This is a genomic window from Sphingomonas sp. Leaf339 (genome assembly GCF_001426195.1).
GTDB lineage: Bacteria > Pseudomonadota > Alphaproteobacteria > Sphingomonadales > Sphingomonadaceae > Sphingomonas.
Genome location: NZ_LMRS01000012.1, coordinates 1 through 20,752, shown reverse-complemented (window position 1 = coordinate 20,752; position 20,752 = coordinate 1). Strand labels below are relative to the sequence as shown.

Sequence of the window (20,752 nt, the reverse complement as noted above, 5' to 3'; positions counted from 1 at the left end):
TACATAGCTCAACTTTTGCGCCGTTTATTATGGTGGCGGGCTGGTGTGAGATGAGCGGATGCGGCACGTTTGCTCGATGGAGGGGCACGCGCAGCATTGGACGCGGCGATCGGCGTTGGGTTTGCTGCCGGCCGTTGCCCTGTCGGCCTGCGCAAACACGACCAGCGATCAACCACTGCGGTTCTGGGCGATGAGTTACGAGGGCGATTACTCCCCGTTATTGATGCCCCCGTTCACAGCGGCGACCGGCATTCCGGTCGAGGTGCAATCGCTGCCGACGACGGCGTCGCATGAAAAACTGCTGACTGCGCAGGCGGGTGGCGCGATGCCGGACGTGCTCATGCTCTTCAACAGCTGGATAGAGGAATTCGCAACGATCGGCGCGATCGCGCCTGTCCCGGCCCCCGCGCTGGTCGCCGATATAATTCCGGGTGTGCTGACGGCGACCAGGATCAAGGGGCGCGACTATGCGATCCCGTGGTCGGTGGCACCACAGGTGCAGTTCTATCGCCGCGACATCCTTCGCCAGGCGGGTTATGAAACGCCATCCGAGGAATGGGACGGATGGCGCGCCATGGCGGGGGCGATCAAGCGGCGGCGGCCCGACGACTTCGTGTTCCTGATGCTGCTCAACTGGCCCACCGCGTTGATCAACATGCTGTCTCAGGCGGGGGCGGTGTTGCTGCGAGACCGCGACACGCGCGGTAATTTTCAGACCGCGGAGGCGCGGATGACGTTCGCCTATTATGCGTCACTCTTCGCCGACGGGTTCGCGCCGCGCGCACTGTCGACCGAGGTGCAGGACCCGGTAGCCGCCTTCGCGCAAGGGTTCTTCGCGATCTGGCCGAGCGGTCCGCCTACCCTGCTCGATTTCAAACGGCGCGCGAACGACCTGCCCGCCGACCTCTGGTCGACGGCGCGGATCGCGGGGCCGCAGGGTGCGGGCAGGCTGTCCGGCCTGAGCACAAGCCTGTGCGTATCCGCCACCACTTCGCGACCAGCAGAGGCATGGGCGCTGGTCCGCCATCTGAGCTCGGCAAGCAGTGAGTTGCGGTATCAGCGGCTGATCGGCAACCTGCCGGCGCGGGCCAGCGTTTGGTCGTCGCCGCAACTGGCAACGCCTGTCCTCGCCCCCTTCGCCGAGCAGATGCGCGAGCCGGCTTTCCTGCCCCGCGTGATCGAATGGGAACGCATCCAGATCGAGATCCAACTGGCGGCAGAGCGCGTGGTGCGCGGATTGCAGACGATCGATCAGGCGCTCGCCGCGCTCGATACGCGGGTCGATCGACTTCTCGCCAAACGGCGCGCACTGGTCGAGGCGGGCAAGCTTGCATGACCCGGCAGGAGCGCACCGCCTGGCTGTTCTCCGCGCCGGTGCTGGCGATCATCGTTCTGGTCTTTATCGTGCCGACCGCGCTGGCGATGGCGTTGTCGGTCACCGATTATTCGATCTATGCGCTGGCTGACTGGTCCAATCTGCGCTTCGTCGGGCTAGGAAATTTTATCGACCTGTTGTCGACGCCGCTGTTCTGGCGGGCGCTGGGTAATACCGCATTGTTCGCGGTGCTCGGCGTGCCGATGGCGATCGGCACGTCGCTGGCCGTCGCGCTGTTGCTGAACGACGTCACGGTACGCTGGAAGCCGCTGTGGCGCGTGCTGCTGTTCGCGCCCTATGTCACCAGCGTGGTGGCGACGGCGGTCGTCTGGCGGTTCCTGTTCAACGAGCGGTTCGGATTGATGAACCGCGCGCTCAACGCGGTCGGCGTGGCGTCGGTCGACTGGCTGGGCAATCCGGCGACGTCGATCCCGGCGATCCTGATCTTCGTGACGTGGAAAATTTTCGGATACAACATGATCGTTTTCACCGCCGCGCTGTCAGCGGTGCCGCAAGACCTGATGGAGGCGGCGCGGCTGGACGGTGCCGGCCTGTGGGGACGTTTCCGCCACGTAACCTTGCCGGCGATCGGGCCGACGCTGTTGCTGGCGGTGGTGATGAGCGTCGCCGGCTTCCTCCAGATCTTCGCCGAACCCTATGTCATGACGCTGGGCGGCCCCGCGCAAAGTACCACGACGGTGCTATATTTCATGTTCGACGAAGGCTTCAAATGGTGGAATCTGGGTCAGGCGAGCGCGGTGGCGTTCATCCTGTTCCTGATGATCCTGGCGCTGACCATCGTGCAGACGCGCATCGGGCGGCGGTACGAATGGCTGTGAGGATGTCGCCACGCGCGATCGTCGCCAATGCGGCGGCGCTGTTGCTAACCGCACTGACCGTCGCGCCGCTGGCGTACATGGTGATCGTGTCGTTCATGCCGCGCGGGGAGTCGAGCACGCTGCCGACGCCGCTCTGGCCATCCCGCTGGTCGTGGGAGAATTATTACGAGCTGCTGTTCCGCCGGCAGATCGAGGGCGCGTGGTGGGATTACCGGATCGTCCCGGCACTGTTGAACAGTCTGGGCATCGCGGCGGTATCGACCGTCCTCGGACTGCTGCTGACGGTGCCGGCGGGCTATGCCTTTGCCAAGCTGCGTTTTCGCGGGCGGGAACGGTTGCTGCAATGGCTGATCGCATCGCTGGTCGTGCCTGGACAGGTGGCGATGCTGCCGCTGTTCCTGATCTTCAAGGAACTGGGGCTGGTCAACAGCTATGCCGGCGTGATTCTGCCTGGTCTGGCCGGTATTTTCGCGATCCTGTTCGTCCGGCAGGCGACGCTGGCGATCCCTGACGAAATGATCGACGCAGCCCGGATCGATGGCGCCAGCGAGGTCCGCATCTTTGTGTCGATCGTGCTGCCGCTGCTGACCCCGATCGTCGTGACGCTGGCGCTGTTCATGTTTCTAGGCTCGTGGAACGACTTCCTGTGGCCGCTGATCGTATTGGCCGATCAGCATCTCTACACGCTGCCGGTCGCGGTCGCCGCGATCGCGCGGGAACATGCGGCGGATGGCGAGTTGATGATGGCGGCGGCGGTCGTTACGACGATGCCGGTGCTGCTGCTATTTCTCGCGCTCCAGCGATATTATCTGACCGGGCTGCTGGGCGGCAGCGTCAAGGGATAGACGCGGCCATCGGGGCCGAAGAGATGGGCATCCCCCGGCGACACGCCGAAGCGCAAACGCTCGCCCAGCGTCACCGATCGATCCCCCGGCAATTGCGCGACGATCGTGTCCACCGCCCCCCGCACGCCGAGATGCGCGAACGACAGGGGGCCAAGCCGCTCGAACAGCTCCACCGCGCCCTCGAACGGCCCGGTGGGATCGAGATGGAGATGCTCCGGTCGGATGCCCAGCGTCGCCGATGCGCCGATCGCGTCCCGTGGCACGTCCGCCCCGGTCAGCACCTCCTCGCCACCCGTCAGCCGCACCATCGCGCCACGTTTGTCGCCGGCAATGATCGTTGCGGGAAGCAGGTTCATGCCAGGCGATCCGATCGCGGCAGCGACCGCCACGCTCGCCGGCCGGCGATAGACGTCGAGCGGCGCACCGCCCTGTTCGACCCGCCCCGCCCCCATCACGACGATGCGGTTGGCGAGCGTCATCGCCTCCAGCTGGTCGTGCGTGACGTAGATCATCGTCGCACCCAGCTGTTGGTGAAGGCGTGCGAATTCGTGTCGCATCCGCGCGCGCAGGTTCGCATCGAGGTTCGACAGCGGCTCGTCGAGCAGCAGGACACGGGGCCGCCGAACCACTGCTCGCGCGATCGACACGCGCTGGCGCTGTCCGCCGGACAGCGCGCGCGGACGGCGATTGAGCAGGTCCGACAGGTCAAGCATCGCGGCGACCTCACGGACGCGATCGTCGATCTCGCGTCTGGCAATGCCGGCGACCTTCAGCGGGAAGGCGATATTGGCTGCGACGGTCAGGTGCGGATAGAGCGCATAGGATTGGAAGACCATCGCCAGCCCCCGGTCCGACGGCGCCGCGTTCGTCACGTCGCGGCCATCGATCACCACGCGGCCCTCGCTCGGCTGCTCCAGTCCGGCGATCAGGCGGAGCAGCGTCGACTTACCACAACCCGATGGCCCGACGAGCACGACGAACTCGCCATCCTCGATCCGAAGGTCAGTCGGGTGGAGAACGGTCGTATCGCCGAAGCGCTTGGAAAGCCCGATGATGTCGACGCTGGCCAATGACTGCTCCCTCGATCCTGTCGATCCTGTCGATCCTGTCGATCCTGTCGATCCTGTCGATCCTGTCGATCCTGTCGATCTTTCCGATCGATCGCTAACCAGTGAAGCGCAACCTGCAAAACTGTTTCAAGGACTTAGTTGCCCTTCATCACCACGGATCAATGGCCGGCTGATCCGTCAGGGCGAAGATGCGGCGCATGGCCAACCACTTTTCACCGTCCGGATGCAGAGGGCGCTGGAATGCGTCCATCTCGGATTCCCAGTCGTCAACGGTCTGAGCCAGCGCTGGATCGCTCCGTCGAGGAAAGTCGTCGGTCACCTCGGCGATCATCACCAGCCGGTCATCGACGCGCCAGATTTCCATGTCGACATATCCGCGTAGACGAATATCGCGGATCACATCTGGCCAGACCGCCGCCGGCGCATGGCGCGCTTCATAAGCCGCGATCAAGGCGGCATCGTCGACCAGGTCGAGTGCGAGCACCATACGTTGAGTCATTGGTCAAACCTCTCCTCGCGCATTGTCATCATGCGCCGCTCGATCGATCAAGTGGCTGGACATGATGCAACCGATAAGTCCAATATGATACCTGAAATGAACTTTTGACGGGTAAAAGTTCGAGGGCGGAGACGGACATGCGTTTTCAGGGCAAGGTCGTGCTGGTCACGGCCGCCGGACAGGGGATCGGCCGCGCGACGGCGGAGCGGATACGCGATGAAGGTGCCACGGTTTGGGCGCTGGACCGCGATGGCGAGGCGCTAGAGGCGGTCGTCGGCGTTAAGCGCATCGTTGCCGACCTGACCGACCCCGCCGCCATCGCCGCCCTGCCCGCCACAGTCGGCCCGATCGATGCGTTGGCCAATATCGGTGGGTTCGTCGGCGCGGGTGACATCCTGCAATGCACCGACGACGACTGGACGCTCAGTTTCGATCTGAATGTCCACGCGATGCATCACGCCATCCGCGCGTTCCTGCCGGGTATGCTGGCAAAGGGTGTAGGCTCGATCGTCAACATGAGCAGCATCGCCTCCAGCATCAAGGGCATTCCCAATCGCTATGCGTATGGGGCGAGCAAGGCGGCGGTGATCGGCCTGACCAAGGCGGTTGCCGCGGATTTCGTTGCGCGCGGCATCCGCTGCAACGCAGTGTGCCCCGGTACGATCGAGACGCCGTCGCTGCGCGCGCGCGTCGAAGCACAAGCGGGGGCGCAGGGGATCGAGGTGGCCGATGCCGAGGCCGCCTTCATTGCTCGCCAACCGATGGGTCGACTGGGCCGCGCCGAGGAAATTGCGGCACTGGTCGCCTATCTGGCAAGCGACGACGCCAGCTTCACCACCGGCGCGGTGCATGTGATCGACGGCGGTTGGGTAAATTGACAATGACATTGCCGCTTCTGGAGCAGACCGCATGACCCGCATCACCGGACTGCGCACGATCGACCTGCGCTTTCCGACCAGCCTCGCGCTCGACGGGTCGGACGCGATGAACCCCGACCCCGATTATTCGGCCGCCTATGTTGTCCTCGACACCGACACGCCGGGGCTGGAGGGACATGGCCTGACCTTCACGATCGGCCGGGGCAACGACATCTGCGTCGCCGCGATCGAGGTGATGCGTCATCTGATCGTTGGGCTGGAACTGGACTGGATCGCGGAGAATCCGGGGCGAATGTGGCGACACTTGACCGGCGACAGCCAGCTCCGCTGGATCGGGCCGGACAAGGGCGCGATGCATCTGGCGACCGGTGCGGTCGTCAACGCGATCTGGGATTTGTGGGCAAAGGCGGCGGGCAAGCCGGTCTGGCGACTGGTCGCCGACATGAACCCCGAACAGATCGTGGCCGCGATCGATTTCCGCTACCTGACCGACGCGATCACGCCCGACGAGGCGCTGGCGCTGTTGACCGAACGGGCGGCGGGCAAGGCGGAACGGATCACAACGCTGATGGCGGAGGGGTATCCTTGCTACACCACCTCGTCCGGCTGGCTGGGTTATGACGACGCGAAGCTGCGCCGGTTGACGCAGGAAGCGGTCGATGCCGGTTTCACGCATGTGAAGCTGAAGGTCGGCCGCGATCTGGCCGACGATATCCGCCGGGTACGGATCGCGCGCGAGGTGCTGGGGCCAGACCGCCGGCTGATGATCGACGCCAATCAGGTGTGGGAAGTCGGCGAGGCGATCGACTGGGTCCGCGCGCTGGCTTTTGCCGATCCGTGGTTCATCGAGGAGCCGACCAGCCCCGACGACGTGCTGGGCCACGCCGCGATCCGGGCGGCCATCGCGCCGGTGAAGGTGGCGACCGGCGAGATGTGCCAGAATCGCATCCTGTTCAAACAATTCATGGCGGCTGGTGCGATCGATATCGTCCAGTTGGACGCATGCCGCATCGGCGGCGTCAACGAGGCGTTGGCGGTGATGCTGCTGGCGGCGAAATTCGGCCTGCCGGTCTGTCCGCATGCCGGCGGCGTCGGCCTGTGTGAATATGTCCAGCATCTGTCGATGATCGATTATCTTTGCTTCTCCGGGACGACGGAGGGCCGCGTGACGGAGTATGTCGATCATCTACATGAGCATTTCGTCGACCCCTGCGTGATCCGCGGAGCCGCGTACATGCCGCCGTCCCGGCCGGGCTATTCGATCGAGATGAAGCCCGCGACGCTCGTCCACTACCGGCACGTTTCGTGATTTGAGCCTCGCCGGGCAGGTGGGGATCGTGATCGGCCGTAGGTCGGGCACCGGCGCGACCATCGTGGGGGCGCTGGTGGCGGAGCAGGCTGATCGCGATGGATCACCGATCGGGTAGGCGATAGGCCGTCGTCGCATTCCCGCCGAAGATGGCGTCGACGTGATCGGGGCAGCGCGCGGAGACGTGCTCCATCGCAACCGCATGGACACGGCCGTAATCGGCGGCGAGCAGGCACACCGGCCAGTCTGTTCCGAAGATCAATCGATCGGGTCCGAAGCAGTCGATCAGGTGATCGACGTAGCGGGCCAGATCGTCCGGCTGCCACGTCGCATGATCGGCCTCCGTCACCAGTCCGGACAGCTTGCACCACACGCCCGGATAGTGTGCGATCCGGGTGATGGCGTCTGCCCATGGCTGCCACCCACCCGTCGCGATCGGTGGCTTGCCACCGTGATCGAGGATGAAGCGGCCATCGCCGACCTTGTCGAGAAAGGCGGGGACGTGGCTCGCCTGTCGCGGGTAGATCAGAATATCGTAAGCTAGTCCCGCCGCGGTCGTCGCCCGGACGCCGTTGGTGAAATCATCGCGGAGCAGGAAGCGATCGTCGGGTTCGTCCTGCACGACATGCCGCAACCCAACGAGCCTTGGATGCCGCAACGCGGCGATACGGTCGGCGATATCGGGTGCACATAGGTCAGCCCATCCCACTACTCCGGCGATCCACGGATGACGCTTGGTCAGCGCCAGCAGCCACAGTGTTTCGGCTTCGCTCTGGGATGCCTGCACGGCGATCGATCCGTCGATGCCAGCGCAGTCCATCGCGACCCGCACGTCCGGCGGCAAGCGATCTTGCGCCAGGGACGTGGCGGGATCGATCCAGCTAAGAGCAACCGGATCGTATCGCCAGAAATGTTGATGGGCATCGATCGTACGCACCATTTCTCTCCTCAATCCGCCGGTGACACGGCTTGGGGCAGTTCCAACGAAGTGCCCCTCGTAGCTCTCAAACCGTGGAGACGCGTTCCAGTCTGGGCGACAGGAGATGCACTGCACCCAGCGCCAGGAAATAGGCGGAGCCGGCGACGTAGAACAGGGGCGCATAACTGCCGACGCCGTCGAGGACGAAGCCGGCATATTTCGCCATCATCATGCCCCCGACCGCGCCCACGGTACCGCCGATGCCGATCACCGACCCCACCGCCGCGCGGGGAAACAGATCGGACGGCAACGTATAAAGATTGGCCGAGAACGCCTGATGCGCCGCCGTCGCGATACCGATGACCAGCACCGCCACCCACAGATTGTCGATCGACTGCGCGAACAGCACCGGCGTGACCGCGAAGGCACAGACCAGCATCGTCGATTTCCGCGCGAAATTGACGGTGCGGCCGCGCGCGATCAGTCGTGACGACATCCATCCGCCCGCCACGCTGCCCAGATCGGACAACAGATAGATCGCGACGAGCGGCGGCCCGAAGCTCAGCAGATCGAGGTCGTACCGGTCGCCGAGATAGCCGGGCAGCCAGAACAGGAAGAACCACCAGATCGGGTCGATGAAAAACTTGCCGAGCGCATAGGCCCAGGTCTCGCGGCGGGTGGCGATCCGTCGCCAGCCGATCGCAGTGCCGGTGTCGGCGGGGTCCTGCTCGATCCACGCCAGCTCGGCGCCGGTCACCTTCCTGTGTTCGCGGGGGCGGCGATAGATCGCCAGCCACGCGATCAGCCAGACGAAGCTGACGACGCCCGTCACGACAAACGCCATCCGCCAGCCATAGGTGATTGTCAGGACGGGGATCGCCAGCGGCGTGATGATCGCGCCGATATTGGCGCCGGCGTTGAACACGCCGATGGCAAAGGCGCGTTCCTTGGCGGGAAACCATTCTGTCACCGCCTTGATGCCGGCGGGGAAGTTGCCCGCCTCGCCAATGCCGAGACCAAATCGGGCCATCGCGAACTGAGTGACGCTATAGGCGCCGCCATGCGCGATATGTGCCAGCTGCCAGATAACGAACGCAACCGCGTACCCCATCCGCGCGCCGATCACATCGACCAGTCGCCCGAACCCCAGATATCCGATCGCGTAGGCCATCTGGAAGAAGAAGATGACGTTCGCGTAATCGGTCTCGTTCCAGCCGAGATCCGCGGACAGGGTCGGCTTCAGCACGCCGATCATCTGGCGATCGACGTAATTGATGACCGTCGCCATGAACAACAGCGCGACGATGCTCCAGCGATAGCGCCCCGACCGCTCGACCGCGCTCCCTATCGTTTCAGCTCGGCCCGGTTCCATGTCCCGCTTCCACTCCCATTGCCTGTGCCGGCATGGCCGCGTCGATCGCGCAGCTCACCCGCATTTCGCCGAAATCGGCCTCAAACCGCTGACCGGGTCGCACCTGGTGCACCCCGGTCACCGCCCCCGACGATACCCATTGTCCCGGTGCCAATGACAGCCCGCGCGCGGACAGGCAATCGATCAGAAACGCAACCGCACCGATCGGCCCGTCGAGCATTTCGCGCGCTGTGGCCTGCCCCACGACGGCGCCGTCGATCCGCGAGACGACCGGCCAGTCGAGAAAGCCCAGGCTCCGCCAATCTGGCACGGCATCGCCGATCAGCAATCCGAAATTGTTGCCGTAATCGCTGATCGTGACCAGTGGCCCGTCCCGATTGATATGCGGGTAAGGCGAACTGGCGATTTCGACGCCGATATGGACCGCGTCCACCAGTTCCAGCGCCTCATCGAGCGTCAGCCCGGTGCTACCCGGTGGCGGCGCGCGACCGATGCGGATGCAGAACTCCGCTTCTCCCGCGGCGAAGCCATCGACGATCACGGGCAGCGTGGCGGTTTCGGTCGCATCATATACCTGATCCGCGAAGATCGGACCGGCTAGCCGATTTGTCCCGATGATCCCGATGAGCGGTGCCGGGATACGCCCGACCTTCCAGCCTGCGACGGATCTGCCATCGATCGCGATCGCCCTGTCCTGAATGGCGTAGGCGTCCCTCAGCGTTTCGGGCCGGGTGCCCGGATACTCGGAAACGCCGTAAACGCCCCGCCGCGCCTCGACGAACGCATGCGCGATCCGGTCCTCGTTGGCCATTTCCGCTGTATCGATGTGCCTCATCGTTCCGACGATCCTTTTGCCCGTTACATCCGGCTCTACTAATGCTTCGCCGGTGGATGACAGCGGGCAGTCGATATCAACCTATAAAGGCGCGTCGATCTCGAACACCACGCCGTCTGGTCGATAATCGACACGAGCCTTGCCGCGGATATGCTGGGCAAGCACGCGTTCGATCATTCGTGAGCCAAACCCCGTGTGGGTCGGCGTGACGACGGGCGGGCCACCAGTCTCCTGCCAGCGGAAGGTAAGCCGACGGCCGGTCGCGTTCGAACAGATGTGCCAGGCGATCGTGACGTGACCACCCGCTATCGACAGTGCACCATATTTGCTGGCGTTGGTCGCCAGTTCGTGAAGCGCCATCGAAAATGCGAGCGCGATGCGCGGCTCCAGCTTCACGTTTGGGCCGTCCATCGTCAGCCGTCGGCCCTTTGCATCGTCGAACGGCGCCATGACGCCGCTGACGATGTCACCGATCGCCGCGCCCTCCACCTCATCGCGCAGCAACAGGTCGTGCGCCACGGCAAGTGAGGCGATGCGGCCAGCAATCGTATCGCGCGCGGCCTCCATCGACCCGGCATCACGCAGTGTCTGGTTCACGATGGCGCCAACCGTGGCGAGCGTGTTCTTGACCCGGTGGGTCAACTCGGCCGCCAGCAGTTCGCGATGTTCCTCGACGCGCCGGCGTTCGGTAATGTCGGTCGAGAAGCCGCTCATCGACAGCGGACTGCCATCGCGACGGGTCATCAATTCACCGCGGATCGCCGCCCATCGCACCTCGCCCGACGGCGTGACAAGGCGATATTCGATGTCGTAATCCGCGCCGGTGGCGATCGTCCGATCGATCGCAGCCAGCACCCGGTCGCGGTCCTCGGGGTGGATGGCGGCGCGGAGATCGTCATAATCGAACGGCTCATCGGCTGCGCGGCCGAACACCGCCTTGCAGCCGGTCGATGCGTCAAGCCGCCCGGTGGCCGGATCGAGCGTCCACGCCCCCAATCGGCCCGCCTTCAACGCAAATTCAAGCCGCGCCGCGCTATCGGCCAGATCGACCTGTTGCCGTCGCTCGACGCTCACGTCATGTTGCGACGCGACGAAATAGCAAAGCTCGCCCGCTGCATTGAACACCGGTGCGATATGCAGGCGGTTCCAGAAGGGCGTCCCATCCTTGCGATGGTTGAGCAGATCGATTTCGATCCGCTCCTGCGAGGCGATTGCCGCGCGCAGCGATTCGACGTCCGCCGCCGCAGTCAACGGCCCCTGCAGGAACCGACAATTGCGGCCGATCACCTCGTCGCGGCAATAGCCGGTCAGCTTTTCGAACGCGTCGTTGATATGGACGATCGGGTTGTCCGGCAGGCGGGGATCACTGATCGCCATCGGCAGCACGGCTTCGCGGAACCCGGCGACGAATGGATCGGCCGGATCGAACCGGTCTTCGCGGCCAATCGCCGATGAAATGCCATTTCTCGCCATCAGGTCGTCTGCGACAATCCTGGGATTCTCAATCTGTTCCACCCGCATCTGCTAGCCGAATTGCGCCTTGCCGGACAATGGGTGCATTATGCGGGGGCATTAGTAGCGAACGGGTGGTCGATCGATGGCTGCGGCTCGGTGAACCATGCCGCGCCCGTATCGGTAACGTGGAAATGATCCTCTAGCCGGATGCCGAACCGGTCGGGTACAACGATCATCGGCTCGTTGGAAAAACACATGCCGGGCGCTAGCGGGGTCCGGTCGCCCCGCACCAGATAGGCGGGTTCATGGATCGACAGGCCGATGCCATGGCCGGTGCGATGCGGCAGGCCGGGCAACCGGTAATCCGGGCCTAGACCGCCTGCCTCTAGCACCGATCGAGCAGCGGCATCGACCGCCTCGCACGTCACGCCGGGTGCGGCGGCGGCGAAGGCGGCGGCCTGTGCGTCGTGTTCCAGTTGCCAGATATCGCGGATTTCCTGATCCACATTGCCAAAGGCATAGGTGCGGGTGATGTCCGAATGATAGCCACGGACCCGGCAACCGGTGTCGATCAGCACCAGTTCGCCCTCACCCAGATATTGCTCACCGGGCAGGCCATGCGGAAACGCGGTCGCGCGACCGAACTGGACGATGCAGAAGAACGATCCGCCCCCGCCGATCGCATGATGCGCGGCATCGATAAAGCGGATGACCTCGCCCGCCGCGATCCCGGGCCGCAGGATGCGCGCGGCGCGTTGCTGCACCTCCAGCGTCATTACCTTGGCCTCCGCCAGCAACGCCAGTTCGGCGGGCGATTTGATCGTGCGGCACCCGTCGATCGCCGCCGCCCCGTCGATCACCGACAGTCCCGCCGCACGCAGTTTCTCGCCCCAGCCGAACGGCAGCAGCGGATCGATCGCGATCCGCGCCATCCCCGTCGCGGCATCGGCGACGAGAGCGATCGGGTCCTCGTCTTCTTCCCACAGCCGCAGGTCGGCGGCGATGTCCAGATCGGCTTCCAGCGTGCCACGCTCGAACCGCGGGCAGATGACGATCGGCTCGCCATGGACAGGCAGCAGCAGCGCGACCATACGTTCGCTCGCACCCCAGGGAACACCGGTGAAATAGCGCAGGCTGGCACCGGTATGGACCAGCAGCGCATCGGCGCCGATCCCCGCCGTCAGCGCCCGCGCGCGATCCAGCCGCGCCGCATATTCGGTCGCTGCGATGGCAGGCGCACGGGTGGCGGGCGGGCGGATCGCCGCGAGTTCGGTGGCGGCGTCCGAAGTACCGATCGTCATGGTCGCTCCTGTCCCTAGAATCGTGCGATATCGAACGGTGTGCAATCGATCGCCGGTGCCTCGCCCAGCACCATCGCCGCCATCAATTCCCCCGTGACGGGCGCCAGCGTCAAGCCGAGATGCTGATGGCCGAACGCGTAATAGAGATTGGCCGCCCGGCGCGACCGGCCGATGGCGGGCAGGTAATCGGGCAAGGTCGGGCGCGCGCCGATCCAGCGGCGGAACGGCCCGGCGATCGGCATTCCCAGCGCGGCGACATGGCTTTCCAGCCGATCCCATTTGCGCGGGTCGGGCGGCGCATCGGCACGGCCGAACTCGACAAACCCGGCTACTTGCACGCTGTCGACATAGCGCGTGACGATGATCGACCGGTCCTCGAACACGACGGGCGGCAGATCGGCGGGCCAGTGATCGGCCGCCGCCCGGATGTGATAACCGCGCTCGGCGATCAGCGGCACGGCATCGCCCGCCGCCGCCATCAGGGCGCGCGATCCGATGCCGGCCGCGACAATGATCCGGTCGGCGTCGAACCCCGCTACATGCACCCCCGCCCCGCGCCGCTCGATCGTGGCGGTGCCGCGTTCGATCCGCACGCCCGCCGCGATCAGGGCATGATCGAACGCCGCCGCCAGCGCGTCGAGATCGCTTACCTGGCCGCTACCGCTGAACCGGATTGCATCGACGACGTTCGGCGACAGGGCCGATAGCGCTGTGTGGTCACTGGCATCGGCCTCGCCGACCCGCGCCGTGCCGGTGTTGGCCGCCTGCCATGCCGCGCGGCCTTTTACGGCGCTGCCAGCGTTTTCCCACGCGACGAGATGACCCTGTTCGCGCAACAGATCCGGTGCGCCCAATCCCGCAACGAGCCGCCGCCATGCCGGCATCGCCGCGGCCAACAACGATCCTAGCGCCGCCTCCCCCGCCGCGAACCGGCGCGGCTGCGTCGACCGCAGCAGTCGCAAGGCGAACGGCAGCCAAGTTGCAATCATGCGTGGCGGCAGGTCGAGCGGCCCGCCCCGCACGAACAGTCGACGCGGCAACGATCGCACCATCGCGCGCGAGGCGAGCGGCACCACTTGTTCGGTTGCGATATGCCCGGCATTGCCCCACGATGCGGCAGACCCGGCACATGCGGGATCGACTATCACAACCTGAATGCCCTCGCGTTGCAGGTGCCAGGCAATGGAACGGCCGACGACCCCGCCGCCGATGACCAGAATTTTCAACATATGTCAGCGATCTTGTTGCACTGCGCAGATTGGTATCGTATACGGTATTCATTGACAAGACAGGGACGGCGAAGATGACGATTGGCTGGCAAGGTGTTTTTCCGGCGGTGACGACACAGGTCCGCGCCGACTACTCGCTTGATATCACTGATACGCAGCGCGTGGTCGACGATCTGGTGAACGACGGCGTGACCGGCGTCATCGCGCTCGGCACCGTGGGTGAGAACAACTCGCTGACCTTCGAGGAGAAGGTCACCATGCTGACCGCGATCGTCGAGGCGGTCGATGGTCGCGTGCCGGTCATCACCGGGGTGTCCGAATACGACACCCGCCGCGCCGTTGAGTATGCGCAGGCCGCCGAGAAGGCCGGGGCCGACGGCCTGATGCTGCTGCCGCCGATGGTCTATGTGCCCAAACCGCACGAACTGGCCCTCCACTTCCGCGGCGTGGCCGAGAAGACGGCGCTGCCGATCATGCTCTACAACAATCCGCCCGCGTATCGCACGTCGATCACCAACGAGGTGCTCGAGATGCTGCTCGACGTCGACAACATCGTCGCGGTGAAGGAATCGGCGCCCGATACGCGCCGCTTCACCGATCTGCGCAACTCGTTCGGTGATCGGTATGTGCTGTTCGCCGGCCTCGATGACGTGGCGCTGGAGGGATTGTATCTCGGCGCGCAGGGCTGGGTATCGGGCCTGACCAACGCGTTCCCGCGTGAATCGGTCGAACTGGTTCACGCCTTTGCACGCGGCGACCATGCTAAGGCGATGGAGATCTATCGCTGGTTCATGCCGCTCCTCCATCTCGATGCGGAGCATGATCTCGTCCAGTCGATCAAGCTCGCCGAGCAGGTGATGGGTCGCGGGTCGGAGCGCGTGCTGCCGCCGCGTTACCCGCTGGAGGGTGCCCGCCGCGCCGAGGTGATCGCGATGGTCGAACAGGCCGCCGCGACGCGCCCGACGCTGACGCCCGCCACGCCGGTCGTCGAAGAGGTGGCGTGATAGACTGAGCGTCATGCGCCACACCTTCTTCTGCATCGACGGCCACACCGCCGGTAATCCCGTCCGGCTGGTCGCGGGGGGCGCACCGCTGCTCCGCGGCGCTTCCATGTCGGAACGACGCCAGGATTTCCTGGCCCGTTTCGACTGGATCAGGACGGGGCTATGCTTTGAACCGCGCGGCCACGCGATGATGTCGGGCGGATTCCTTTACCCGCCGACGCGTGCCGATACCGATATCGGCATCCTGTTCATCGAGACGTCGGGCTGCCTGCCAATGTGCGGCCATGGCACGATCGGCATGGTGACGTTCGGGCTGGAACACGGGTTGATCCAGCCCGTAACGCCCGGCCGATTGCGGGTTGAGGTGCCAGCCGGCGTGATCGACATCGCCTATGAAACGGAGGGCGACCGTGTCACCGCGGTGCGCATCACCAACGTCCCCGCCTATGTCGCGGCGCGCGGCGTGACGGTGACGGTGGAGGGGATCGGACCGCTGACGGTCGATGTGGCCTATGGCGGCAATTACTACGCCATCGTCGAACCGCAGGCGGGCTATCCCGGCCTCGACGCGGTGGGCGCATCATGGCTGGTCGAGATGGGTCGGCGTGTGCGGGCGGCGGTGAGTGCGGCGGTGGAGCCGATTCACCCCATCGACCCCACGATCCGCGGTGTCAGCCATGTGTTGTGGGCCGACGCACCGAAATCGAACGGCGCGGACGGGCGCAACGCCGTCTTCTATGGCGACGCGGCGATCGACCGATCGCCCTGCGGCACCGGCACGTCGGCACGGCTGGCGCATCTGGCGGATCGCGGCACGCTGAAACCCGGCGACCGGTTCGTCCACGAAAGCTATATCGGCAGCCGCTTCATCGGCCGGGTCGAGGCGGCGACGACGATCGGCGAGACGCCAGCGATCATTCCCTCGATCGAAGGATCGGCGATCGCGACCGGTTTCAACACGATATGGATTGATCGTGCCGATCGGTTCTGGGAAGGTTTCGAGGTCAAATGACGGCGCTCCTCGCGCCGGCCTGCCAAGGAAGCCGCTGTTGAGCATCGTCGTGCGTACCCTGTCCGATCAGGTCTTCGAGATCGTGCGCGAGCGCGTGGTGACGGGATCGTTGCCTGCCGAAATGCCGATCCGTCAGGATGCGCTCGCCGCCGAACTGGGCGTCAGCAAGATTCCCCTGCGCGAGGCGCTGGCCCGGCTGGAGCAAGAGGGCCTGCTCATCAGCCAGGCCAACCGCGGCTATACGGTGCGGCGGATGTCCGCCGATCAGGCCGACGAAATCTATGCGCTGCGGCTGGCGATCGAGCCGTCGGCCGCCGCCGTCGGTGCGATGAACGCCGACGAGAACGCCCGAACCGAGGCGTTGCAGGCGTTCCAGGCGCTTGACGAGGCGGCACACACCAATCTGGCCGAAGTCGCCGTCCGTAACCGCGAATTCCACACCGCGCTGGTCCGCCCCGGCGGCCGGTTGCTGACCACGCAGCTCGTCGAGCGGCTGGCGATCCTCGCAGAACGCTATGTCGTCGCCCATCTCGCCCCCGCCGGGCGGGACGCGCGCGCGCATCTGGAACATCGCGGCATGATCGATGCTTGGCTGGCCCGCGATGCCGGTCAGGTCGAAACATTGCTTCACGCCCATATCGCCGGCACGCTCAGCGATCTGCGCGCACAATTCGCCACCGGATAGGCTGACCGGGGAAACCCCGGCAGCACCGGCAATCAGGGTTAGAGGGGTAACACCATGTCGATCATCGGACCGCGCAAGCCACTGGGCGCGCACGCGCCCTCGGGGCAGGCGCTCGCCAAAACACTCAGTTGGCCGCATCTGATCGCGCTGGGTGTCGGTGCGATCGTCGGCACCGGCATTTATACGCTGACCGGGGTCGGTGCCGAACGCGCCGGGCCGGCGGTGATCCTGGCCTTCGCGATCGCCGGTGCGGTCTGCGCCTGCGCCGCCCTCGCCTATGCCGAGCTGGCGACGATGATCCCGGCAGCGGGCAGCGCCTATACCTTTAGCTACACCGCGCTGGGTGAGACGATCGCCTGGGTGGTCGGATGGAGCCTGATCCTCGAATATTCACTCGCCTGTTCCACCGTTGCGGTCGGCTGGTCGGGCTATCTGGTCGGCTGGATCGAAGCGATCGGCATACACCTGCCACCGGCCCTGCTGGTCGGGCCGCACGCGGGCGGCATCATCAACCTGCCCGCCGTGCTCGTCGCGCTGGCGGTGATGGGCATGCTGGTCGCCGGCACGCGCGAAAGCGCAACGTTGAATATCATTCTGGTCATCATCAAACTCGTCGCACTGACGGTGTTCGTGGCGTTCGCCGCACCGGCGTTTGACTCCGCCAACCTCCATCCCTTCATGCCATACGGCTTCGGCAGTACCGAGGTGGAGGGCACCAAGCGCGGCGTGATGGCCGCCGCCGCGATCGTCTTCTTCGCGTTTTATGGCTTCGATGCGGTCGCCACCTCGGCCGAGGAAGCCAAGAACCCCGGCCGCGACCTGACGATCGGTATCGTCGGATCGATGGTGTTGTGCACCGCGATTTACATGGCCGTCGCCGTCGCCGCGATCGGCGCGCTGCCGTTCCGCGTGCTGGCCGATTCGCCTGAGCCGCTGGCCCTGGTCCTGCGCTCGCTGAACCAGCCTTTCGCCGCCCATGTCATCGCCTTGGCGGCGGTGATCGCTCTCCCCTCCGTGATCCTCGTGATGATGTACGGGCAGAGCCGCATCTTCTTCGTCATGGCGCGCGACGGCCTGTTGCCGCAGCGGCTGGCGACGGTCAGCAAGCGCAGCGGCGCGCCGACCCGGATCACGATCCTGACCGGCCTCTCGATCGCCGCCGTCGCCGGTTTCTTCCGGCTGGATGAGATCGCCGAGCTGGCGAATGCCGGCACGCTGATCGCCTTTATCGCGGTCGGTGCCTGCCTGATGGTGCTGCGCCGCACCGCCCCCGATGCCGCCCGTCTGTTTCGCTGCCCGGCGCCCTATATCGTCGGTACGGGCGCGATCTTGGGATGCCTGTACCTGCTATACAGCCTGCCGATCGCAACGCTGGTCCGCTTCGCCATCTGGAATGCGTTGGGGCTGATCCTGTATTTCGCGTTCAGCCGCCGGGCCAGCCTGTTGCGGCGTGGCGACGTCGCCGTCTGATCGACACTTCAGATACCGGCAGCGTGTTCCGCTGCCGGTACGAACGCGGCCGGCAGGCGCAGCGTCAGGTGGTCGGCATCGATCGCCAGTGCCCCGCCTAGCTCGGTCGCCAAATTTCGTACCAGCCGCAGCGTGAATCCCGCGCCCAGCAACGGCGCACCATCGCCACCGTCGCCGATCCCACCATCTAGGCTGAACAGCGCGTCGCCGGGCAGATCGGCCAGCGCGCGTGGTCGATCGACCGTCACTACCGCGTGATCGCCGACGGGGTGTACGGCCACACCGATCCGTTCGCCCGTCTGCGCGGCAGACACCAGCGCCGCCAACAACCGCGCGAACAGTCGCTCGGCCGCGCGGTCGTCGGTCGAAGCGACCGTTTCCTCGCCCGACAGCATCAGCGTCGCACCGCGTTGACGGGCTAGCGGCTCCAGCGCTGTCATCGTCTGTTCGACGAGTTCGCCCAGCCTCACCTCCGTCGGCCGGAGATCGAGTGCACCGCCCTCGATCCGAGCAGCGGTGTCGAGATCATCAATCGCGGCAAGCAGATCCGCTGCCTGATGGCGTATGGCACCGGCACGGACGCGATAGGACGCTGGCACCGGACCCAGCAATTCGGTTTCGATCAGCTCGGCGAACCCGGCAACTGCGTTGGCGGGCGTGCGCAGTTCATGGACCAGCTGGCGCAGGCCATCCGACATCGTGACCTGCGCAGCCGTTGCCGGCGCGGCGCTTTCATGGCGCAGCGGCCGGCGACCGGTTCCGTAATATCCGGTGAAACGGCCGCTCCCCGCCTCGAAACGGGGCGTACCGGCGATCCGCCACGATCCGGCTGCATCCGACAGGCCACCGACCTCCAACCGCAAATCGTGGAAGCGAGCCCGCTGGCGAAACGCCGCGGCGGTGCCGGCATCGAGACGCACCAGGCCCTGCAACGGCGCCTGCGCCCCCGGCATCAATGTCGATCCACCCGGCATCGCCAATGATACGCCAACCAGCGCCCCGCGGGACACGCCCTCGACCCAACGGATCACGCCCGTATCATCGGTTTCGAACCGGAAGCCGTCCTCGATCGGCGCCGGTGCCGTCGGGACGACCCGGTCGTCACGCACACGATTGAACGCCTCGATCCGGGCAACCAGATCGGCGATCTCGAACCTTGGCGGTGGGGCGATCGGCGGCGCGTCAAACCGGCGCAGCGCGTCGGCAACGAGCGGCAGACCGCGCGTGATGTCGCCCAGCGCAGTGAACGGCCTCGACGACCAGGGCATCGTCGGAGACGGCGTCAGATCGACGGCCGAAACCGCCGCCGGCTCGCTCGTCGGTTCCGCCAGGTCGAGGATATCGACAAGATCGTCGGGTGCATCGATGGTCGGAGTAAGGGTCGCTTCCTCCACCACCTCGGCGTCGACGGGGTGATCGCCCTCCTCGATGTCCTCGCCGATCGGCTCGGCCGCCTCGATCGTTTCATCGGACAGCACGAAATCCACCGAGCCCAGGCTCTCCAGCCCGCGCTTCACATCATCATGCAAATCGCGCCGCTGTCGCAGGATCGAACGACCGGCGGGTGACAGACCGCTGATAAGGCCCAGCCAGTCGTCGACCGGCAGGGCCACCATCCGCAACACTGGCGCCGCGATCGCGAGTTCGTCGGCGGCGAAGAACCCGACAAGAACCGCCGGTGGCCGGGCAAAAGCCAAAGCCCGCGCGCTGGCGGCACGCACCGGCAGCGGCACGACATCGCGGAGCGACTCCAGTCGCGCCATGTTCTCGTCCGTCGCCTCGATCCGACCACGGCCCATCAGATCGACCAGTTGGCGCCATGCCGACTGAGCACCCAATCCGGGTCCCTGGTCGGCCGATAGCACCGTGGTCAGGCTGTCGTCGAAACGCAAAACAGATAACTCCCTCGTTTCGTCATAGCGGGTCTGATGAAACAGGTCCTTAATTAACTCGAATCGACCGCGATACGGTTGTTTTGTCGGTGTCGCGTTGTGGGACAATTGCGGTAGAGAGCAATTATATTATTTGAGCGAGGGCATCGCCGATCGGTCATGCCATCAGGAGGAACGCAAAGAATGCCGATCGATCGAATCGACCGCCAGATCCTGTCTCTGCTGCAAGCCGATGGTCGCATGACCAACGTCGATCTCGCCGAGCAGGTCGGCCTGACAGCACCCCCCTGCCTTCGCCGCGTGCGCGCGCTGGAAGAGGCTGGGGCGATCCGGGGCTATCATGCCGATCTGGATGCGGCGCGGCTCGGCTATCCGATCACGGTGTTCGCGATGGTGTCGTTGCGCAGTCAGGCCGAACACGACCTGTCCGCCTTTGAAAATCATGTCGCCGCCATTCCGGAAGTCCGCGAATGCCACATGCTGAATGGCGAAATCGACTTTATCCTGAAGATTGTCGCATCGGACCTGAAGAGCTTTCAGGAAATCCTGACGACGCACCTGACGCCGGCACCCAACGTCGCCAGCGTCAAGACGTCGCTGACCATCCGCACCGCCAAATCGATCTCGGGCATCCCCGTCCCACCCGAATAATTCGCTCGTCATGAAAACGTATGGCTCGCCCCGTCGGCAAGCGGTTTGTGTCTAATATTCTGAGCAGTCTGCGAAAACGTATCCGGCCTTTCGACGCGAGGTCGTTGGCCAA

Annotated in this window: 19 protein-coding genes; 10 read left to right on the top strand and 9 right to left on the bottom strand. The window is 65.2% G+C overall.

Annotated features, from left to right (window positions below; translation table 11 throughout):
- Positions 1 to 58 precede the first annotated feature (58 nt).
- Genes ASG67_RS06970 through ASG67_RS06960 form a run of 3 tightly spaced genes read left to right on the top strand, consistent with a single transcriptional unit; the run spans position 59 to position 3,059 of the window.
- On the top strand, positions 59 to 1,336 hold the full coding sequence (locus tag ASG67_RS06970; protein ID WP_082543374.1) for an extracellular solute-binding protein: 1,278 nt from the start codon (positions 59 to 61) through the stop codon (positions 1,334 to 1,336).
- Positions 1,333 to 2,214 (top strand): carbohydrate ABC transporter permease, encoded by an 882-nt coding sequence (locus ASG67_RS06965; protein WP_056527532.1) that lies wholly within the window; start codon positions 1,333 to 1,335, stop codon positions 2,212 to 2,214. The genes ASG67_RS06970 and ASG67_RS06965 overlap by 4 nt, the downstream gene beginning before the upstream one ends.
- A gap of 2 nt (positions 2,215 to 2,216) precedes the next feature.
- The gene (locus ASG67_RS06960; protein ID WP_082543373.1) at positions 2,217 to 3,059 is read left to right on the top strand and encodes a carbohydrate ABC transporter permease; all 843 of its coding nucleotides are present in this window, start codon (positions 2,217 to 2,219) and stop codon (positions 3,057 to 3,059) included.
- Here the strand turns inward: ASG67_RS06960 and ASG67_RS06955 are convergent.
- Positions 3,020 to 4,129, bottom strand: a complete 1,110-nt coding sequence (locus ASG67_RS06955; RefSeq protein ID WP_056527526.1) for an ABC transporter ATP-binding protein — start codon at positions 4,127 to 4,129, stop codon at positions 3,020 to 3,022. The two genes, ASG67_RS06960 and ASG67_RS06955, sit on opposite strands and share 40 nt — an antisense overlap.
- A gap of 148 nt (positions 4,130 to 4,277) precedes the next feature.
- The gene (locus tag ASG67_RS06950; protein WP_200940745.1) at positions 4,278 to 4,616 is read right to left on the bottom strand and encodes an L-rhamnose mutarotase; all 339 of its coding nucleotides are present in this window, start codon (positions 4,614 to 4,616) and stop codon (positions 4,278 to 4,280) included.
- A 149-nt stretch (positions 4,617 to 4,765) separates the two neighbouring features.
- On the opposite strand from ASG67_RS06950, the gene ASG67_RS06945 reads away from it, so the two are divergent.
- Together ASG67_RS06945 and ASG67_RS06940 are read left to right on the top strand one after the other, a co-directional pair.
- On the top strand, positions 4,766 to 5,506 hold the full coding sequence (locus ASG67_RS06945; protein ID WP_056527520.1) for an SDR family oxidoreductase: 741 nt from the start codon (positions 4,766 to 4,768) through the stop codon (positions 5,504 to 5,506).
- A gap of 31 nt (positions 5,507 to 5,537) precedes the next feature.
- Entirely contained in the window at positions 5,538 to 6,815 is a 1,278-nt protein-coding gene (locus ASG67_RS06940; protein ID WP_056527517.1) for an L-fuconate dehydratase, read from the top strand.
- Positions 6,816 to 6,918: 103 nt separating this feature from the next.
- On the opposite strand, the gene ASG67_RS06935 is transcribed toward ASG67_RS06940, so the two are convergent.
- From ASG67_RS06935 to ASG67_RS06910, 6 genes are all read right to left on the bottom strand, one after another.
- Positions 6,919 to 7,752 carry an amidohydrolase family protein gene (locus ASG67_RS06935; protein WP_235535094.1) on the bottom strand — a complete coding sequence of 278 codons (834 nt, stop codon included), beginning with the start codon at positions 7,750 to 7,752 and terminating at the stop codon, positions 6,919 to 6,921.
- Between the two features lie 67 nt (positions 7,753 to 7,819).
- On the bottom strand, positions 7,820 to 9,106 hold the full coding sequence (locus ASG67_RS06930) for an MFS transporter (RefSeq protein ID WP_056527511.1): 1,287 nt from the start codon (positions 9,104 to 9,106) through the stop codon (positions 7,820 to 7,822).
- Entirely contained in the window at positions 9,087 to 9,941 is an 855-nt protein-coding gene (locus tag ASG67_RS06925) for a 2-keto-4-pentenoate hydratase (RefSeq protein WP_235535093.1), read from the bottom strand. The genes ASG67_RS06930 and ASG67_RS06925 overlap by 20 nt, the downstream gene beginning before the upstream one ends.
- Before the next feature lie 81 nt (positions 9,942 to 10,022).
- A complete protein-coding gene (locus tag ASG67_RS06920) occupies positions 10,023 to 11,456 on the bottom strand; it encodes a PAS domain-containing protein (protein ID WP_235535092.1) in 1,434 nt (477 codons plus the stop codon).
- A gap of 44 nt (positions 11,457 to 11,500) precedes the next feature.
- Positions 11,501 to 12,697 (bottom strand): M24 family metallopeptidase, encoded by a 1,197-nt coding sequence (locus tag ASG67_RS06915; RefSeq protein ID WP_056527505.1) that lies wholly within the window; start codon positions 12,695 to 12,697, stop codon positions 11,501 to 11,503.
- Between the two features lie 14 nt (positions 12,698 to 12,711).
- Positions 12,712 to 13,926, bottom strand: a complete 1,215-nt coding sequence (locus tag ASG67_RS06910; RefSeq protein ID WP_056527502.1) for an NAD(P)/FAD-dependent oxidoreductase — start codon at positions 13,924 to 13,926, stop codon at positions 12,712 to 12,714.
- A gap of 74 nt (positions 13,927 to 14,000) precedes the next feature.
- On the opposite strand from ASG67_RS06910, the gene ASG67_RS06905 reads away from it, so the two are divergent.
- From ASG67_RS06905 to ASG67_RS06890, 4 genes are read left to right on the top strand one after another with little or no spacing between them, the layout of a single operon-like run.
- On the top strand, positions 14,001 to 14,930 hold the full coding sequence (locus ASG67_RS06905) for a dihydrodipicolinate synthase family protein (RefSeq protein ID WP_056528979.1): 930 nt from the start codon (positions 14,001 to 14,003) through the stop codon (positions 14,928 to 14,930).
- A gap of 13 nt (positions 14,931 to 14,943) precedes the next feature.
- Complete coding sequence (locus ASG67_RS06900) at positions 14,944 to 15,942, top strand: 4-hydroxyproline epimerase (protein ID WP_056527499.1); 999 nt, start codon at positions 14,944 to 14,946, stop codon at positions 15,940 to 15,942.
- Between the two features lie 37 nt (positions 15,943 to 15,979).
- Positions 15,980 to 16,627, top strand: a complete 648-nt coding sequence (locus ASG67_RS06895; protein WP_056527496.1) for a GntR family transcriptional regulator — start codon at positions 15,980 to 15,982, stop codon at positions 16,625 to 16,627.
- A gap of 54 nt (positions 16,628 to 16,681) precedes the next feature.
- Complete coding sequence (locus ASG67_RS06890; RefSeq protein ID WP_056527493.1) at positions 16,682 to 18,097, top strand: amino acid permease; 1,416 nt, start codon at positions 16,682 to 16,684, stop codon at positions 18,095 to 18,097.
- 8 nt (positions 18,098 to 18,105) lie between these two features.
- Here ASG67_RS06890 and ASG67_RS06885 read toward each other — a convergent pair whose 3' ends face one another.
- Entirely contained in the window at positions 18,106 to 19,989 is a 1,884-nt protein-coding gene (locus tag ASG67_RS06885; protein ID WP_235535091.1) for a sensor histidine kinase, read from the bottom strand.
- A 183-nt stretch (positions 19,990 to 20,172) separates the two neighbouring features.
- Here ASG67_RS06885 and ASG67_RS06880 point away from each other — a divergent pair, with 183 nt between their 5' ends.
- Positions 20,173 to 20,640, top strand: coding sequence for an Lrp/AsnC family transcriptional regulator (locus ASG67_RS06880; RefSeq protein WP_056527490.1), 468 nt, complete (start codon positions 20,173 to 20,175; stop codon positions 20,638 to 20,640).
- Positions 20,641 to 20,752 lie beyond the last annotated feature (112 nt).

Coding starts and splice junctions, on each gene's coding strand:
- ASG67_RS06970 (WP_082543374.1), top strand. CDS start 59: ATGCGGCACGTTTGCTCGATGGAGGGGCACGCGCAGCATTGGACGCGG.
- ASG67_RS06965 (WP_056527532.1), top strand. CDS start 1,333: ATGACCCGGCAGGAGCGCACCGCCTGGCTGTTCTCCGCGCCGGTGCTG.
- ASG67_RS06960 (WP_082543373.1), top strand. CDS start 2,217: ATGTCGCCACGCGCGATCGTCGCCAATGCGGCGGCGCTGTTGCTAACC.
- ASG67_RS06950 (WP_200940745.1), bottom strand. CDS start 4,616: ATGGTGCTCGCACTCGACCTGGTCGACGATGCCGCCTTGATCGCGGCT.
- ASG67_RS06945 (WP_056527520.1), top strand. CDS start 4,766: ATGCGTTTTCAGGGCAAGGTCGTGCTGGTCACGGCCGCCGGACAGGGG.
- ASG67_RS06940 (WP_056527517.1), top strand. CDS start 5,538: ATGACCCGCATCACCGGACTGCGCACGATCGACCTGCGCTTTCCGACC.
- ASG67_RS06930 (WP_056527511.1), bottom strand. CDS start 9,106: ATGGAACCGGGCCGAGCTGAAACGATAGGGAGCGCGGTCGAGCGGTCG.
- ASG67_RS06925 (WP_235535093.1), bottom strand. CDS start 9,941: ATGAGGCACATCGATACAGCGGAAATGGCCAACGAGGACCGGATCGCG.
- ASG67_RS06915 (WP_056527505.1), bottom strand. CDS start 12,697: ATGACGATCGGTACTTCGGACGCCGCCACCGAACTCGCGGCGATCCGC.
- ASG67_RS06910 (WP_056527502.1), bottom strand. CDS start 13,926: ATGTTGAAAATTCTGGTCATCGGCGGCGGGGTCGTCGGCCGTTCCATT.
- ASG67_RS06905 (WP_056528979.1), top strand. CDS start 14,001: ATGACGATTGGCTGGCAAGGTGTTTTTCCGGCGGTGACGACACAGGTC.
- ASG67_RS06900 (WP_056527499.1), top strand. CDS start 14,944: ATGCGCCACACCTTCTTCTGCATCGACGGCCACACCGCCGGTAATCCC.
- ASG67_RS06890 (WP_056527493.1), top strand. CDS start 16,682: ATGTCGATCATCGGACCGCGCAAGCCACTGGGCGCGCACGCGCCCTCG.
- ASG67_RS06880 (WP_056527490.1), top strand. CDS start 20,173: ATGCCGATCGATCGAATCGACCGCCAGATCCTGTCTCTGCTGCAAGCC.